Source organism: Nocardiopsis sp. iso_238 (assembly GCF_056173325.1).
Genome location: NZ_CM149668.1, coordinates 2,060,870 through 2,075,128 on the forward strand (window position 1 = coordinate 2,060,870; position 14,259 = coordinate 2,075,128).

Sequence of the window (14,259 nt, forward strand, 5' to 3'; positions counted from 1 at the left end):
CCTGGTGCGGCAGAGGGGGAAAACGTGTCCGAGGAGACCGGCGGTCCGGCGATCCTGGTGCTTGAGGACGGTCGTGTGTTCCACGGCCGCTCCTTCGGCGCCACCGGCGAGACCTTCGGGGAGGCCGTCTTCAACACCGGTATGACCGGTTACCAGGAGACCCTCACCGACCCCTCGTACCACCGCCAGATCGTGGTGATGACCGCACCGCACATCGGCAACACCGGGGTCAACGACGACGACCCCGAGTCCGGCCGCATCTGGGTCGCGGGCTACGTCGTCCGCGAGCCCGCGCGCATCCCCTCCAACTGGCGGGCCCGGCGCACCCTCGACGAGGAACTGCGCCGCCAGGGCGTGGTCGGCATCGCGCTGACCGGCACCCGGGCCCTCACCCGCCACCTGCGCGACCGGGGCGCCATGCGCGCGGCGGTCAGCAGCGTGGAGACCGACCCCAAGGCGCTGCACGCCCGGATCCTGGAGCAGCCCCGCATGGCCGGTTCCGACCTGGCCGTCGAGGTCAGCACCGACACCGCCTACGAGGTCCTGCCGCCCCAGGGCGTCGAGACCCGCTACCACGTGGCCGCCGTCGACCTCGGCATCAAGGCCATGACCCCCCAGCGGCTGGCGGAGCGCGGGTGCAGGGTCACCGTCCTGCCCGCCACGGCCACCGCCGAGGACATCCTCGCGCTGGACCCGGACGGCGTCTTCTTCAGCAACGGCCCCGGCGACCCCGCCACCGCCGACCGCTCGGTCGACGCCATGCGCGGGGTGCTGGACGCCGGGAAGCCGCTCTTCGGCATCTGCTTCGGCAACCAGATCCTGGGCCGCTCCCTGGGCCTGGGCACCTACAAGCTGCCCTTCGGCCACCGGGGCGTCAACCAGCCGGTCATCGACACCCGCACCAAGAAGGTGGCGATCACCAGCCAGAACCACGGCTTCGCCGTGGACGCCCCGCTCGACGCGCCCTTCGACACCCCCTACGGCCGGGCCGAGGTCAGCCACATCGGCCTCAACGACCAGGTCGTCGAGGGCCTGCGGCTGCTGGACCGGCCCGTGTTCAGCGTCCAGTTCCACCCGGAGGCCGCCGCGGGCCCCCACGACGCCGCCGAGCTCTTCGACGAGTTCGTCGACCTGATGTCCGCCCAGCCCGCACCGGCTGCCAAGTAGTAAGAGGAACAGAGCATGCCGCGCCGTAGTGACCTTTCATCCGTCCTCGTGATCGGCTCCGGCCCGATCGTGATCGGGCAGGCGGCCGAGTTCGACTACTCGGGCACCCAGGCCTGCCGTGTCCTGCGGGCCGAGGGCCTGCGGGTCATCCTGGTCAACTCCAACCCGGCCACGATCATGACCGACCCGGAGATCGCCGACGCCACGTACGTCGAGCCGATCACCCCCGAGATGATCGAGAAGATCATCGCCAAGGAGCGCCCCGACGCGCTCCTGCCCACCCTGGGCGGGCAGACGGCGCTCAACGCCGCCGTCGACCTGCACGAGGCCGGGATCCTGGCCAAGTACGACGTCGAGCTCATCGGCGCCAACATCGACGCCATCCAGTCCGGCGAGGACCGCGAGATCTTCAAGGGGATCGTCGAGCGCATCGGCGGCGAGTCCGCACGCTCCCGTATCTGCCACACCCTCCAGGAGTGCCTGGACGCCGCCGTGGAACTCGAGTACCCGGTCGTCGTGCGCCCGTCCTTCACCATGGGCGGCGCCGGATCCGGTTTCGCCCACGACGAGACGGAGCTCCGCCGCATCGCGGGCCAGGGCCTGGCGCTCTCCCCGACCACCGAGGTGCTCCTGGAGGAGTCCATCCTCGGCTGGAAGGAGTACGAGCTGGAGCTGATGCGCGACACCAACGACAACGTCGTGGTCGTGTGCTCCATCGAGAACCTCGACCCCATGGGCGTGCACACCGGCGACTCCATCACCGTCGCCCCGGCCATGACCCTCACCGACCGCGAGTACCAGAAGCTGCGCGACATCGGCATCGCGGTCATCCGCGAGGTCGGCGTGGACACGGGCGGCTGCAACATCCAGTTCGCCGTCCACCCCACCACCGGCCGGGTCATCGTCATCGAGATGAACCCCCGCGTGTCCCGCTCCTCGGCGCTGGCCTCCAAGGCCACCGGCTTCCCGATCGCCAAGATCGCCGCCAAGCTCGCCGTCGGCTACACGCTGGACGAGATCCCCAACGACATCACCAAGGAGACCCCGGCCAGCTTCGAGCCCACGCTCGACTACGTGGTCGTCAAGGTCCCCCGCTTCGCCTTCGAGAAGTTCCCCGGCGCCGACCCCACCCTCACCACCACCATGAAGTCGGTGGGCGAGGCCATGGCGATCGGCCGGTCCTTCCCCGAGGCGCTGCAGAAGGCCATGCGCTCCCTGGAGAAGTCCGGCGTCGGCCTGACCTGGGCGGGGAACCCCGGCGACAAGGACGATCTCCTGCGCCGCTCCGCCCAGCCCACCGAGCACCGCCTGCGCCAGGTCCAGCAGGCCCTCCGCGCCGGAGCCACGGTCGAGGAACTGCACGAGGCCACCAGGATCGACCCGTGGTTCCTGGACCAGATGCTGCGCCTGGAGGAGATGGCCCGCGTCCTGGCCACCGCCCCCAAGCTCGACGCCGCCCTGCTCCGCGAGGCCAAGGGCCTCGGCTTCTCCGACGTCCAGATCGGTGAGATCACCGGGCGGACCGAGGACGTCGTCCGCGAGCTCCGCCACGCGCTGGGTATCCACCCCGTCTACCTGACGGTGGACACCTGCGCCGCCGAGTTCCGGGCCGCGACGCCGTACCTGTACTCCAGCTACGACGAGGAGACCGAGGTCCCCACCGGAGACCGGCCCAAGATCATCATCCTGGGTTCGGGCCCCAACCGGATCGGCCAGGGCGTGGAGTTCGACTACTCCTGCGTCCACGCCTCCTTCGCGCTCTCCGAGGCCGGGTTCGAGACCGTCATGGTCAACTGCAACCCGGAGACCGTCTCCACGGACTACGACACCAGCGACCGGCTCTACTTCGAGCCGCTCACCCTGGAGGACGTCCTGGAGGTCGTGCGCGCCGAGCAGGCCGCCGGACCGGTCGTCGGCGTCATCGTCCAGCTGGGCGGCCAGACCCCGCTCGGCCTGGCCCGCCGCCTCAAGGACGCGGGCGTGCCCATTATCGGCACCAGCCCCGAGGCCATCGACCTGGCCGAGGACCGGGGCGAGTTCGGCAAGGTCCTGGCCGACGCCGGACTGCCCGCGCCCAAGTACGGCATGGCCTACTCCTTCGAGCAGGCCAAGGCCGCCGCCGACGAGATCGGCTACCCGGTCATGGTCCGCCCGTCCTACGTGCTGGGCGGCCGGGGCATGGAGATCGTCTACAGCGAGCGGATGCTCGCGGACTACATCGAGCGCAACGCCGAGGTCAGCCCGGAGCACCCGGTCCTGATCGACCGCTTCCTCGACGACGCCATCGAGATCGACGTCGACGCCCTCTACGACGGCAAGGACCTGTACCTGGGCGGCGTGATGGAGCACATCGAGGAGGCCGGGATCCACTCCGGCGACTCGGCGTGCACCCTGCCCTCGATCACCCTGGGCAGCGAGGACATCGAGCGCATCCGCTACTCCACCGAGGCCATCGCGCGCGGTACCGGGGTCCGGGGCCTGCTCAACGTCCAGTACGCGCTGGCCTCCGGCGTCCTCAACGTGCTGGAGGCCAACCCGCGCGCCTCCCGCACGGTCCCGTTCGTCTCCAAGGCCACCGCGGTGCCGCTGGCCAAGGCCGCCGCCCGCGTCATGGCCGGGAGCAGCATCGCGGAACTGCGCGCCGAGGGCATGCTGCCCGCCAAGGGCGACGGCGGCGACCTGCCCGCCGACGCCCCGGTGTCGGTGAAGGAGGCCGTGCTGCCCTTCAACCGGTTCATCAACAAGGAGGGCGAGGGCGTCGACACCATCCTCGGCCCCGAGATGCGCTCCACCGGTGAGGTCATGGGCCTGGACACCGGGTTCGGCCCCGCCTACGCCAAGTCCCAGCTGGCGGTCAACGGCAACGTGCCCACCCAGGGCAAGGTGTTCGTGTCGGTCGCCAACCGCGACAAGCGCTCGATGATCTTCCCGGTCAAGCGCCTGGCCGACCTCGGCTTCGAGATCCTGGCCACCGAGGGCACCGCCGTGGTGCTGCGCCGCAACGGCGTCCTCGCGACCGTGGTGCGCAAGCACAGCACGGGCACCGGCCCCAACGGCGAGCCCACCATCGTGCAGCTCATCCACGACGGTGACGTCGACCTGATCGTCAACACCCCGTTCGGCAGCGCGGGCCAGTCCGGTCCGCGTCTGGACGGGTACGAGATCCGGACGGCCGCCATCGCCCGCGCGGTGCCCAGCGTCACCACCGTGCAGGGTCTGGCCGCCGCGGTCCAGGCGATCGAGGCCCGCGTGCGCGGCGACGTCGGGGTGCGCTCCCTCCAGGAGCACGCCCAGTCGCTCACGGAGAGCCGTCGGAACTCCTAGGCTGTAGCAGTCCGGGTGCCGCCAGGGTTCCGGAGGACGAGTCGCGCGTCGGCGAGCAACAGGCCGGGCGCTGACGAGGACGAGGGATCCCTGGCCGCCTGGGTACCCGGACACGGGCTGAAGCGGAGCGGAGGCCCACAGCAGGCACCGTCCGGGCGCCGCGGTACGTCGCGGCGCCCGGACGGTGAAGCCCAGTTCCAGAGAGGCCACCACCAGACATGAGCGACAACGGACCGGTGCAGACCAGGTGCCCCGTGTTGAACGTGCGCAGGGTGGACGCCTACTACGCCATCACCGTCGTCGCGCCGGGCATCGCGGAACGGTTCCGTTCCGGGCAGTTCGTGTCGGTGGCGGTCGGCGGGGACCACTCCAGCACGCTGTTGCGCCGCCCCTTCGCGATCCACGACGTCAAGCCCGACTACGGCGGGACCGTCGAGTTCCTGTTCGCGGTGCGCGGCACGGGGACCGCCTGGCTGGCGGAACGAAGATCACGCGACCTGCTCGACGTGGTGGGACCGCTCGGACGGCCCTTCCCGCTGCCCCGCGACCCCGTGAACTGCGTCCTCGTGGGCGGCGGGTCCGGCAGCGCGCCGCTGTTCCCGCTCGCGCAGTCGCTGCGCAGGCGCGGCTGCCGGGTGGACTTCGTGCTGGGCGCCGCCTCCGCCGACCGCGTGTTCAGCGCCATCACCGCGCGCCGCGTCGCGGAGACCGCCACCTTCACCACCGACGACGGATCCTTCGGAACCCGGGGGAGGGTCACCGACGTCCTGGGCCGCGTGATCGAGGAGTCCCGCTCGGACGCGGTGTACGCCTGCGGTCCCATGCCCATGCTCAGGTCCGTCACCCAGGTGGCGGGTGAGCACGGGGTCCCCGTGCAGGTCGCGGTCGAGGAGACCATGGCGTGCGGCATCGGGATCTGCATGACCTGCGTGATCCCGGTGGTGGGGGAGGACGGCATCACCCGCATGGTGCGTTCCTGTGTGGACGGACCCGTGTTCCGAGGCGAGCAGGTGCGCTTCGACGACGTCGGGACCATCCCCTTCGACGCCCTGGGCGCCCCGGGGTGGAAGGGGTCCAGCGCGGCCCGCGCCGCGGAGTCGGCCCGCGACATCGCCTGACACATCAGAGCCACGAGAGGCCCGGCGCCGCACGGCGCCGGGCCACGAGCGAGCGAAGGCCAGTGAACGCAGACCTCAGGACCAGGCTCGGCTCCCTCCGCCTCCCGAACCCGGTGGTCACCGCCGCCGGGTGCGCGGGTTCGGGGCGCGAGCTGTCGCAGTTCTTCGACATCGGGGAGATCGGCGCGGTCACCACCAAGTCGTTGATGTTGGAACCGCGTGCGGGCAGACCCGCGCCGCGCATGGCGGAGACCCCGAGCGGGATGCTGAGCACCACGGGCATGCAGGGGCCCGGGGTGGACGTGTTCCTCCAGCGGGACCTGCCCTGGCTGCTCGCACGAGGGGGACGGGCGATCGTCTCCATCGCGGGGTCGGGCGTGGGCGAGTTCGGTGAGCTGGCCCGGCGGGTCTCCGAGGCGGAGGGGGTGGGCGCCATCGAGGTCAACCTCTCCTGCCCGAACCCGGCCGACCCGGCGGGGCGGCACTTCGCGGACGACGCCGCCCAGGCCGCGACGATCGTGCAGACGGTGCGCTCGCACGCGCGCTCGGACGTTCCGGTGCTGGCCAAGCTCGCCGCCGACGTCCCCGACGTGGTGGAGCTGGCCAGCGCCTGTGTGGCGGCCCGCGTCGACGGACTGACCATGATCAACACCCTGCGCGGGATGAGCGTGGACCCGCGGACGCTGCGCCCCGCGGTGGCCGGGGGTATGGGCGGGCTGTCCGGCCCGGCGATCCGCCCGCTGGCGGTGGGGTGCGTCTACCGGGTGCACGAGGCCTTCCCCGAGGTGCCGATCGTCGGCGTGGGCGGGGTGCGCACCGGCACCGACGTCCTGGAGTTCATGGCGGCGGGCGCCAGCGCGGTGGCGGTGGGGACGGTCAACTTCTCCGATCCGTCGGCGTGCACGCGGGTCCTGCGGGAGTTCAACGAGGCGCTGGAGGCGCGCGGAGTCTCCAGGGCCTCGGACGTGGTGGGCGCCGCCCACCGCGCCGGCACGGGTGTGTGACCACCCGTTCACGCATCCATAGTGCCCTGACCGGCCTGAACGGCCCTGAGATGGCTCTGTGTGGCCGAACGCGTGCTGCGGGGATACGTGGGTGGGTTCGCGGAGAACATGCGCCTACGTCCGTTTGAGCGGCCGTTACGGGGAAGTGACGCGGGTAGGGCGCATGAAGCGGCCGATCCGGGGAACCGCACACCTTGATGGTGTGCACATGACAGCGAACGTGCATCGGCTGGTGCGTGTGTAAGCACGGGCGTAAGTACGGACGTAAGGCACGAACGGAAGCTTTCCGGCACCGGTCCAACACCGGTGGCACACGATTGGAGATACCGACATGACCGCGCACTCCGCGCCCATCGCCGTCGCGATCGACGCGAACGAGATCGAGACGGCGGCCACCTGGGCCTCCGCGGTCGCGCCGCACGTGAGCACGGTGAAGGTGGGGTTGGAGCTGTACCTGCGCTACGGCCCCGACGTGATCAGCGCCGTGCGCGGGGCCAACCGGGTCGGAGTCTTCCTCGACCTGAAGCTGCACGACATCCCGGCCACGGTCGCCGGGGCGGCGCGCTCGGTCGCCGGTCTGCGGCCCTCGATCCTGACCGTGCACGCCTCCGGGGGCGCGGACATGGTCCGCGCGGCGGTCGAGGCGGCGCCGGACACCAGGATCGCGGCGGTCACCGTGCTCACGTCCATGGACGAGGCGGACCTGGAGCAGGTGGGGCTGCTCGGTCCGTCGCGGGACGCGGTGCGGCGCCTCGCGGTGCTCGCGGTGGGCGCGGGCGCCCGTGCGCTGGTGTGCTCGCCCCAGGAGGTGGCGATGGTCCGTTCCGAGGTGGGTCCGGACGTCACGCTGATCACCCCGGGGGTGCGACCGGCCGGGGCGGACCTCGGTGACCAGTCGCGGGTCGCCACCCCCGAGGCGGCGATCGAGGCCGGGGCGGACCTCCTGGTCATCGGACGACCCATCACCCGCGCCCCGGACCCGGGTGCGGCGGCGGCCTCGATCGCGGCGGCCGTGCGGAGGGCCGGTGGCCGTGTCTGAAAACCGGAAGGGGTCGGAGTCGGGGGCCCGTGGGCTGCCCGGACTCAGGGCCGGTCAGGGCGGGGTAGTCCCATTTGTCGCATCTGTCCCATCACTCACAGTTGTGGATCACGGACGGTCACCAATTAGGCGTGTCCAAAACTAGGAATCCATGGCGAAGAGTGACCCGAGTCACCGTAGGGTGACCTGCGCAGGTGGTGCGCTTTCCCAGCTCGTCAATCGGGACCAAAGTCCTGATTTTCGTGTCCGACCGCAATTGGATCGTCACCCAGGGTAGTTCCTTCGATGAAATAGCCCTTGAAAGGGCACTTTACGTTGCCTAACAGGGGTCAGACCTACTAACTTGCGCAGGCGTCCGCCCTCTACAAACGAGTAGAAAACCGAGGTGACCCGGCGTGGCCCTTCCTCCCCTCACACCCGAGCAGCGCAGTGCGGCTCTTGAGAAGGCCGCCAAGGCCAGAAAAGAGCGTGCGGAGGTCAAGAACAAGCTCAAGAACGGCGGCATCTCGCTGTCCGAGGTCCTCTCCAACGGCCTCAAGGACGACGTCATCGGCAAGATGAAGGTTTCGGCTCTGCTGGAATCCCTCCCCGGTGTCGGCAAGGTGCGTGCCAAGCAGATCATGGAGCGGCTCAACATCGCTGAGTCGCGCCGTGTCCGAGGCCTCGGCACCAACCAGCGTGCCGCCCTCGAGAGCGAGTTCGGCGACCTCACCAAGTAACACCGGTCCGGTGGCGACACCGGCCAACACCGCCCCCGACGCGTCCCCCACAGTCGCTCGGAGCCGCTGCACCAGTGGCCACGGCACGCGGTGAGCAACAACCCGACGCCACGGTGGGCGGGCGGGTGGGCCCCAGGTCACACCCCGTCCGCCCCACCGTGGCTCGGTGATATAAAGGGAGCTTCCCGCGACCGTACGCTGCGCGCCAGTGCGCCAGCACGAGCCGCCCGCGCGGTGCGCGCCGGACCCCGGGTCCGGCCCAGGCAGCGCTCACGAGGCCCACGGCCCACCGCGTGGCGGAGAGCCGAATGGAAGCCTGATACTCACATGCCTGCGCAGACCGCAGACCAGACCCGACCGGCCGAGAAACGACTGACCGTCCTGTCCGGCCCCTCCGGCGTGGGGAAGAGCACGGTCGTCGCCCACCTGCGCCAGGTCAACCCCGACGTGTGGCTCTCGGTGTCGGTGACCACCCGCGCCCCCCGACCCGGCGAGCGCGACGGGGTCCAGTACCACTTCGTCTCCGACGAGGAGTTCGACCGCCTCGTCGCCGAGGACCAGCTCCTGGAGTGGGCCCAGTTCGCGGGCAACCGCTACGGCACGCCGCGCGGCCCCGTCGAGGAACGCCTCAGCGCGGGCGTCCCCGTGCTGCTGGAGATCGAACTCCAGGGCGCGCGCCAGGTCCGCGAGTCCATGGACGACGCCCTGCACGTCTTCCTCGCCCCGCCCTCGTGGGAGGAGCTGGTCCGCAGGCTGACCGGCCGGGGGACCGAGTCCGACGAGGTGATCCAGCGCCGCCTGGAGGTGGCCAAGATCGAGCTCGCCGCCGAGAAGGAGTTCGACACCACCCTCGTCAACACGTCCGTACAGGAAGTGTGCGACGAGCTGCTAGCGTTGATGACAGCGCCCAAGGTGTGATAGCGGGTGCGCATCGGGCCGCGCCGGACTCCGGCGGCGGCCGCGTCCGCCCCGTCCCTGGGCCCCTTGAACCTTTCTGTTCCAACCCGCGTCACGGCTTCCGACGAGCCGGACACCGTCCCTGGAGGTAACGAAGTGGCTGGTACCGAGCCCGTCGCCGAAGGCATCACCAACCCGCCGATCGACGACCTGCTGGAGTGCGTCGACAGCAAGTACAGCCTGGTCACCATGGCCTCCAAGCGGGCCCGCCAGATCAACGCCTACTACGCGCAGCTGGGCGAGGGCCTGCTGGAGTACGTCGGCCCGCTGGTCGAGACCCAGGTCCAGGAGAAGTCCCTGTCCATCGCCCTGCGCGAGGTCAAGTCCGGCCTGCTCACCGCCGAGCCGTACGAGGGCAACTGAGCCTCGCCCCACGGGGCACGCCCCCTCGGGGGTACCGACCGCGCCCGTCGCACCCCCGCCCGGGGCGTGCGGCGGGCGCGGCCTGGTAGAACTCCATGTGTGAGTGACACAGAATCCGTTCCCCAGGTGGTCCTCGGTGTCGGCGGGGGCATCGCCGCCTACAAGGTGTGCGAGCTGCTGCGCCGACTGACCGAGTCCGGCCACCGCGTCCGGGTCGTGCCCACCGCCGACGCCCTGCGCTTCGTCGGTGAGCCCACCTGGGCCGCCCTGTCCGGCCAGCCCGTCGCCACCGGTGTGTGGGACGAGGTACACGAGGTCCCGCACGTGCGCATCGGCCAGTCGGCCGACCTCGTCCTCGTCGCCCCGGCCACCGCCAACCTCCTCGCCAAGGCCGCCGCCGGACTCGCCGACGACCTGCTGACCAACACCCTCCTCACCGCGCGGTGCCCGGTGGTGTTCGCCCCCGCGATGCACACCGAGATGTGGGAGCACCCCGCCACCCAGGCCAACGTGGCCACCCTGCGCTCGCGCGGCGCCATCGTCCTGGACCCGGCCGTGGGCCGCCTCACCGGTGCCGACACCGGCCGGGGCCGTCTGCCCGACCCCGCCGAACTGTTCGAGGCCGCCCGGCTGGTCCTGCGGCGGGGCGCCACCCGCTCCGACCTGGCGGGCCGCCGCGTGGTCGTCTCCGCCGGCGGGACCCGCGAGGCCATCGACCCGGTCCGCTTCCTGGGCAACCACTCCTCGGGCCGCCAGGGGTACGCCCTGGCGCGCACCGCCGCCGCCCGGGGCGCCGACGTGACCCTGGTCGCGGCCAACGTCTCCCTGCCCGACCCCGCCGGGGTGCGCCTGGTGCGGGTGGAGTCGGCGGTGGAGCTGGCCGAGGCCATGGAGACGGAGCGCACCGGGGCCGACGCCGTGGTGATGAGCGCCGCCGTGGCCGACTTCCGTCCGGTGACCAGCGCCGCCTCCAAGATCAAGAAGTCCGGTGACGCCCCGGCGCCGATCGAGCTGGTGGAGAACCCGGACATCCTCGCCGGTCTGGTCGCCTCCCGGTCCCGGGAGGGCACGGAGCAGACCATCGTGGGCTTCGCGGCCGAGACCGACGACGTGATCGACAACGGTCGCGCCAAACTGGCCCGCAAGGGATGCGACCTGCTCGTGGTCAACCAGGTCGGGGGCGGGCGCGCCTTCGGCACCGACGACAACCAGGCGACCGTGCTCGGTTCCGACGGGAGCGTCGTGGACATTCCCACAGGGCCCAAGGAGGACCTCGCGGACCGTGTGTGGGACCTGGTGGTCGAACGGCTTCCGGGATGAGGATCACCGCCGCCGAGGGAACCCCCGTCGTACCGCGCGATCGGGGGTCCGTCACCGTGCCGTCGGCAAAACTTCCGCTCGGCGCGCTGGATTCCTACCGCTGAGTACGACAGACTCGTTCGGGTGCCGACGAACGGCTGAGGAGGCCCGCCGCCGCGCACCCGCCCCCACCAGTCCCGTTACAGTGGACCGATAACCAACCGCGTCGGTCGGTATTGCCGTCCCGACACATGTCAGCCAGCAGCCGCTGCAAGGAGTCACGCAACGTGTCCCGCCGCCTTTTCACCTCCGAGTCGGTCACCGAAGGTCATCCCGACAAGATGGCCGACCAGATCAGTGACGCGATCCTCGACGCGATGCTCGCCACCGACCCCGGCAGCCGGGTCGCGGTCGAGACGCTGATCACCACGGGTCAGGTCCACATCGCGGGTGAGGTCACCACCCAGACCTACGTCGACATCCCCGCGATCGTGCGCGAGAAGATCCTCCAGATCGGGTACGACTCGTCCGCCAAGGGTTTCGACGGTGACTCCTGTGGGGTCAACGTCTCCATCGACGCGCAGTCCCCGGACATCGCCCAGGGTGTCGACACCGCCTACGAGGCGCGCGTCGAGCACGAGGACGACGTCCTCAACCGGCAGGGCGCCGGCGACCAGGGCCTGATGTTCGGTTACGCCAACCGTGAGACCCCCGAGCTCATGCCGCTGCCGATCAAGCTGGCGCACTCGCTCTCCGAGCGCCTGTCCGAGGTCCGTCGCAACGGCACCGTCCCCTACCTGCGCCCCGACGGCAAGACCCAGGTCACCGTCGAGTACGAGGGCCAGACCCCGGTCCGCCTGGACACCGTGGTGGTCTCCAGCCAGCACTCGGCGGACATCAACCTGGAAGAGATGCTGACCCCGGACATCCGGGAGCACGTCATCGAGCCCGTGGTCGCCGCCTACGGCCTGGACGCGGACGACTACCGCCTCCTGGTCAACCCGACCGGCCGTTTCGAGATCGGCGGCCCGATGGGCGACGCCGGTCTGACCGGCCGCAAGATCATCGTCGACACCTACGGCGGCTACGCCCGCCACGGCGGCGGCGCCTTCTCGGGCAAGGACCCGTCGAAGGTGGACCGTTCCGCCGCCTACGCCACCCGCTGGGTCGCGAAGAACATCGTCGCCGCCGAGCTGGCCGAGCGCGCCGAGGTCCAGGTGGCCTACGCGATCGGCAAGGCCCACCCGGTGGGTGTGTTCATCGAGACCTTCGGCACCGAGCGGGTGGCGACGGAGCTGATCGAGAAGGCCGTCAAGGAGGTCTTCGACCTGCGTCCGGCCGCCATCGTGCGCGACCTGGACCTGCTGCGTCCGATCTACTCCCGGACCGCCGCCTACGGCCACTTCGGCCGTGAGCTGCCGGAGTTCACCTGGGAGCGCACGGACCGCGCGGCGGCGCTGCGTTCGTTCGTCGGCGCCTAGGAGACGTACCAGTACCGAGGGCGGGTGGCCGTGAGGCCGCCCGCCCTCGGTGTCGTCTGGATCCCCCCGCATGCCTTACGCCCCGTTTGACTACTCTGTGTTAATAATTGTGTGCACAAAGTCATTTTCGGGCTGCCATGCGGAGGAGGAACACCATGGCCCTGCCAGCTGCGGTGTCGGCGTTGGGGCTGGCGGCGCTGATCGCGCTGCCGGGACAGCCGGTCCAGGCGGACGAGGGACCGGTGCCCGGGGCCGGGAGTCTGCACGTCACCGTCCAGGAGACGTCGGAGGAACGGCTGCGGCCGGGCGATCGGGTGCAGTACACCGTCAAGGTGCGCAACGCCGGACACGAGGCACTGCCGGACGCGCGCGTGGTGCAGTTCCTGCCCCCCTCGATGCGCTACGTCTCCGGTGCCCCCGAAGGAGTGGAGGAGGGGCGGGCCGAGTGGGTGCGGCCCCTCGAACCGGGGGAGCGGGTGGTCCTCAACGTGGTCGGTGAGCTCACGGAGGTGCCGGAGGGCGCCCAGCAGCCGGTCTCCACCGTCTGCCTGCGCCCGACGGCCGACGCCCCGCTCTCCTCCTGCGCCTCCACCGTCCACCAGGTCCAGCGGATCCTGCCGATGGTGTGGGTGGTGGCCGGGTTGCTCGCCGTGGCCGCCGTCGCGTTCGCCGTGGGCGGCTACCTGCGCTACCGGGGCACTCGCGGACCCCGGCCGGAGCCCGAGCCGCCGAGCAACCACAGTCCCGGCTCGGTGCCGAACCTGCGCACCTTCCCGGGTCGGGCGCCCGTCTACCAACTGGACGCCCACAGGTGACGTGAACACACGGAGCGGGGCCGGGGACGATCCCCGGCCCCGCTCCCGTGCACGGGTCAGTCCAGTTCGCCGCGGCGGCGCCTGCCGACGAACAGGGCGGCCGCGCCGGCGGCCACGCTCAGCAGGCCCGCGGCCGCCGGGACGACCGCGCCCGCCCCGGTGGCGGCCAACTCCGGCTGGGAAGGTCGGGTCGGCTTGCCGTGCGTGGACGTCTGGGCCGGAGCGTCGCCGCCCCCGCTGGGCGAGGGGCCCGGAGGCTGCGACTGGCCGGGCGCGTCGACCTCGGTGACGGGTGCCCCGTCGGGCGTCTCACCCTGATCCGGGCGAGGGCCGCCGCTCGGAGCGGGCGCCTCGCCGGGAGCCCCGCCCCCGCCCGGGAACGGCGGGGGAGTGACGCCCGTCGGTTCGGGAAGGGGGTGCGTGCCCGCGCCGGGGGACTCACCGTGGCCGGGGTTCGGACCCTCGCCCGGCCCTGGGTGGGGTTCCGCGTACCCGTCGTCCGCCGAGGGCTCGTCGTACCCGTGGTCCGCCGAGGGCTCGTCGTACCCGTGGTCCCCGCTCTTTGCGGGTCCGTGGTCGGAGGGGGTGTTCGCGTATCCGTGGCCCCCGCTCTTTGCGGGTCCGTCGTCCGACGGGTGGCCCGCGTACCCGTAGCCGTCCTGGGCCTCCGGGCCGCGCTGGGGCCGGACCTCCGGAGCCTCCACGGGCGGGACGGACACACTCTCCGCCTGCTCCGTGCCGACCCCCTCGGCCCCGGGGGTGAACCCGCTGACCTCCTGGGCGGCCGGGGCCTCGTCGGCCGTCTCGGTGGCCAGGGCGGTGCCGGTGCCCCAGATGAGCGGGACGGCCACCACCGTCGCCGCGCCGAGCGCGCACAGCGCGCCCCTCCCGGTGGAACCGAACCGTGCCTCGTCACGCTGGCGTGACTTCTTAAAGTGATGAGTCATGCACTCATTGTGGTCATCTTTGACGG

12 protein-coding genes are annotated in these 14,259 nt (G+C 71.3%); 11 read left to right on the forward strand and 1 reads right to left on the reverse strand.

The genetic code is table 11. From position 1 onward, the window contains the following. The first annotated feature begins 24 nt into the window (after positions 1-24). The 11 genes from carA (at position 25) to AC0VYL_RS09250 (ending at position 13,286) form a co-directional block, all read left to right on the forward strand. On the forward strand, positions 25-1,167 hold the full coding sequence (gene carA, locus AC0VYL_RS09200) for a glutamine-hydrolyzing carbamoyl-phosphate synthase small subunit (protein ID WP_475461262.1): 1,143 nt from the start codon (positions 25-27) through the stop codon (positions 1,165-1,167). Between the two features lie 15 nt (positions 1,168-1,182). Then, positions 1,183-4,491, forward strand: a complete 3,309-nt coding sequence (gene carB / locus AC0VYL_RS09205; RefSeq protein WP_475482870.1) for a carbamoyl-phosphate synthase large subunit — start codon at positions 1,183-1,185, stop codon at positions 4,489-4,491. A 218-nt stretch (positions 4,492-4,709) separates the two neighbouring features. Next, on the forward strand, positions 4,710-5,609 hold the full coding sequence (locus AC0VYL_RS09210; protein WP_475482871.1) for a dihydroorotate dehydrogenase electron transfer subunit: 900 nt from the start codon (positions 4,710-4,712) through the stop codon (positions 5,607-5,609). Between the two features lie 62 nt (positions 5,610-5,671). Further along, complete coding sequence (locus AC0VYL_RS09215) at positions 5,672-6,613, forward strand: dihydroorotate dehydrogenase (RefSeq protein WP_475461270.1); 942 nt, start codon at positions 5,672-5,674, stop codon at positions 6,611-6,613. A 331-nt stretch (positions 6,614-6,944) separates the two neighbouring features. Then, positions 6,945-7,652 (forward strand): orotidine-5'-phosphate decarboxylase, encoded by a 708-nt coding sequence (pyrF, locus tag AC0VYL_RS09220; RefSeq protein ID WP_475461272.1) that lies wholly within the window; start codon positions 6,945-6,947, stop codon positions 7,650-7,652. 395 nt (positions 7,653-8,047) lie between these two features. After that, a complete protein-coding gene (gene mihF, locus AC0VYL_RS09225; RefSeq protein WP_017546565.1) occupies positions 8,048-8,371 on the forward strand; it encodes an integration host factor, actinobacterial type in 324 nt (107 codons plus the stop codon). A 327-nt stretch (positions 8,372-8,698) separates the two neighbouring features. Continuing rightward, positions 8,699-9,289 (forward strand): guanylate kinase, encoded by a 591-nt coding sequence (gmk, locus tag AC0VYL_RS09230; RefSeq protein ID WP_475461274.1) that lies wholly within the window; start codon positions 8,699-8,701, stop codon positions 9,287-9,289. A 135-nt stretch (positions 9,290-9,424) separates the two neighbouring features. Beyond that, positions 9,425-9,691, forward strand: coding sequence for a DNA-directed RNA polymerase subunit omega (gene rpoZ / locus AC0VYL_RS09235; protein WP_017546567.1), 267 nt, complete (start codon positions 9,425-9,427; stop codon positions 9,689-9,691). 126 nt (positions 9,692-9,817) lie between these two features. Further along, positions 9,818-11,011, forward strand: a complete 1,194-nt coding sequence (gene coaBC, locus AC0VYL_RS09240; protein WP_475483492.1) for a bifunctional phosphopantothenoylcysteine decarboxylase/phosphopantothenate--cysteine ligase CoaBC — start codon at positions 9,818-9,820, stop codon at positions 11,009-11,011. Positions 11,012-11,277: 266 nt separating this feature from the next. Next, on the forward strand, positions 11,278-12,471 hold the full coding sequence (gene metK / locus AC0VYL_RS09245; protein ID WP_475461278.1) for a methionine adenosyltransferase: 1,194 nt from the start codon (positions 11,278-11,280) through the stop codon (positions 12,469-12,471). A 155-nt stretch (positions 12,472-12,626) separates the two neighbouring features. Beyond that, the gene (locus tag AC0VYL_RS09250) at positions 12,627-13,286 is read left to right on the forward strand and encodes a hypothetical protein (protein ID WP_475482872.1); all 660 of its coding nucleotides are present in this window, start codon (positions 12,627-12,629) and stop codon (positions 13,284-13,286) included. Between the two features lie 56 nt (positions 13,287-13,342). Here AC0VYL_RS09250 and AC0VYL_RS09255 read toward each other — a convergent pair whose 3' ends face one another. After that, complete coding sequence (locus tag AC0VYL_RS09255) at positions 13,343-14,233, reverse strand: LPXTG cell wall anchor domain-containing protein (RefSeq protein ID WP_475482873.1); 891 nt, start codon at positions 14,231-14,233, stop codon at positions 13,343-13,345. Positions 14,234-14,259 lie beyond the last annotated feature (26 nt).

Excerpts from the sequence above, each read along its gene's own strand:
- carB (WP_475482870.1), top strand. The coding sequence starts at position 1,183 with ATGCCGCGCCGTAGTGACCTTTCATCCGTCCTCGTGATCGGCTCCGGC.
- pyrF (WP_475461272.1), top strand. The coding sequence starts at position 6,945 with ATGACCGCGCACTCCGCGCCCATCGCCGTCGCGATCGACGCGAACGAG.
- gmk (WP_475461274.1), top strand. The coding sequence starts at position 8,699 with ATGCCTGCGCAGACCGCAGACCAGACCCGACCGGCCGAGAAACGACTG.
- AC0VYL_RS09210 (WP_475482871.1), top strand. The coding sequence starts at position 4,710 with ATGAGCGACAACGGACCGGTGCAGACCAGGTGCCCCGTGTTGAACGTG.
- AC0VYL_RS09250 (WP_475482872.1), top strand. The coding sequence starts at position 12,627 with ATGGCCCTGCCAGCTGCGGTGTCGGCGTTGGGGCTGGCGGCGCTGATC.
- AC0VYL_RS09255 (WP_475482873.1), bottom strand. The coding sequence starts at position 14,233 with ATGACTCATCACTTTAAGAAGTCACGCCAGCGTGACGAGGCACGGTTC.